The organism is Variovorax sp. Root473, from assembly GCF_001426505.1.
In the GTDB taxonomy this organism is placed as follows: domain Bacteria; phylum Pseudomonadota; class Gammaproteobacteria; order Burkholderiales; family Burkholderiaceae_C; genus Variovorax.
On record NZ_LMEV01000017.1, the window covers coordinates 225 to 2,308 of the forward strand.

The 2,084-nt window shown below is 69.9% G+C and carries 2 protein-coding genes and 1 pseudogene; all 3 read left to right on the top strand.

The window, feature by feature from the left end; all coding sequences use genetic code 11:
- Positions 1-889 (top strand): alanine racemase (locus tag ASD34_RS13190; protein WP_235510060.1); only part of this gene is annotated, 889 nt, incomplete at both ends.
- A gap of 28 nt (positions 890-917) precedes the next feature.
- Positions 918-1,835 carry a MurR/RpiR family transcriptional regulator gene (locus tag ASD34_RS13195; protein ID WP_056578091.1) on the top strand — a complete coding sequence of 306 codons (918 nt, stop codon included), beginning with the start codon at positions 918-920 and terminating at the stop codon, positions 1,833-1,835.
- Positions 1,832-2,084, top strand: a pseudogene (locus tag ASD34_RS28205) (D-aminoacylase); the annotation flags it as partial. The gene ASD34_RS13195 and the pseudogene ASD34_RS28205, both read left to right, overlap by 4 nt.

Below are 2,084 nucleotides of genomic sequence, written 5' to 3' on the forward strand. Positions count from 1 at the left end.
CACGCTCATCGCCAACCAGGTGGTGAGCGATGAGGACCTGGCAGGCATCCAGCTGCTGCTGGCCCAGCATGCGGACCTGCGTGTCGTGTTCCTCGTTGATTCGACGGCGCAGCTGGCGCTCGTCGAGGACTGGGCGAAGCGCAATCCTGCGAGCGTGCCTTTTGAAGTGATGCTCGAGATCGGTGTGCAAGGCGCACGCACGGGCTGCCGCACGCACGACGAAGCCATCGCGCTCGCCACGCGGGTGCGCGCCAGCGACGCGGCCAAGCTCGTCGGCATCGAGACCTATGAAGGGCAGGGCGCCACCGGCGAAAGCGGGCCCGACACGGCCTACGCCACCACGCTGATGGACCGCGTCGAGGCAGTGGTCCGTCACTGCGACACGCACCAGCTCTTCGAGACCGACGAGGTGCTGGTCTCGGCCGGCGGCTCGGCGATCTTCGATCTCGTGGCCGGTCGCCTGAAGCCCGCGCTGGGTGCACCCGTGCGCGGCCTGCTGCGCTCGGGCTGCTACATCACGCACGACCACGGCTTCTACAAGCGCATGGTGAGCGTGGTCGATGAGCGCCTGGGCTGCGAATGCGGCGAGGGCCTGACGCCGGCGATGGAGGTCTGGGCCAATGTGCAGTCGCGACCCGAGCCCGGCCTGGCGATCCTGTCGGTCGGCAAGCGCGACATCTCCTTCGACCTGTCGATGCCCGTGCCGATCGCACGTGCGGCGCACGGCGCGCTGCAGCCGCAGGGCGTGCCCGCCGGCTGGAAGATCACCGCGCTGAACGACCAGCACGCCTACCTGCGCTGGGACGAAAGCGAGGAAGCCGACGCCCCCAAGGTCGGCGACCGCGTGGGCCTGGGCATCTCGCATCCCTGCACCACCTTCGACAAGTGGNTGCCATTCACTTCTGAACAACGCACCAATGACGCCCTCGTTGCTCCAGAGAATCGCCGAGGCGCGTGCTGACGCGCCGGCCACACGGCGCGCGATTCTCGACCTGATCCTCGAAGACCCCGACCGCGCGCTCGAAGAGAGCTTCGAGCAGCTGGCCGAGCGCTCGCGCAGCTCGGTGCCCACCATCATGCGCACCTGCCGCGACCTCGGCTTTGCCGGGCTGCGCGAGTTCAAGCTCGCGCTCGCGCAGGAGCTGGCACTCGGTGGCTCGCCGCTGCACCGCCGCGTCAACATCGAGGACGCGGCCGACGAAGTGGTCGGCAAGATCGCACGCAGTGCCGCGGCCTCGGTGTCGGGTGTGCGCGGCCAGCTCGACATGCAGGTGCTCGACGGCGCGGTGCGCGCCATCGCGGCCGCACCGCACGTCGACCTGTACGGCGCGGGCGCCACCTCGTGGTTCATGGCCAACGACCTGCAGGCGCGGCTGTTCCGCCTGGGCCTGTCGGCCAACGCCTGGGCCGACTACCACCTGCAGCAGGTGGCCGGCGCGGCGCAGCGCCCGGGCGGCGTGGTCATTGCCATCTCGCACGTGGGCGGCATGCCCTCGCTGCTCGACGCGGTGGACATCGCGCGCGGGCAGGGTGCCCAGGTGGTCGCGATCACGCGGCCGGGCACGGCGCTCGCAACCAAGGCCGACTTCCTCATCGGCCTGTCGGTGCCCGACGATGCCGTGATGCACGTGGGCATCGACGCCTACCTGACGCACCTCACGGTCATCGAGATCCTCACCGTGCTGGTGGCGCAACGCCGCGGCGAACCCGCCGTGCAGCGCCTGCAGCGCGCACGCGAGGCCTTCCAGCGCCACGGCATCGACGCCACCACGCACCCGCTGCAAAGCTGGGATGGCGGCGGCATCAACGCCAGAAAGGGAGGCGGTGAACCATGAGCGATACCTCCGCCGTGCTGCTCGAAGGCGGCCTCGTGGTCGACGGCTCGGGCGGCCCTTCGTGGCCCGGCGACGTGCTGCTGCAGGGCGAGCGCATCGTCGCGCTCGGTGAAGGCCTGCGCGCGCGGTTGCCTGAAGGATTGAACATTGCAGAGGTCGACGTGATCGACTGCCGCGGCAAGGTGATCGCGCCCGGCTTCATCGACGCGCACACGCACGACGACGCCATCGTGCTGCGCGATCCGCTGT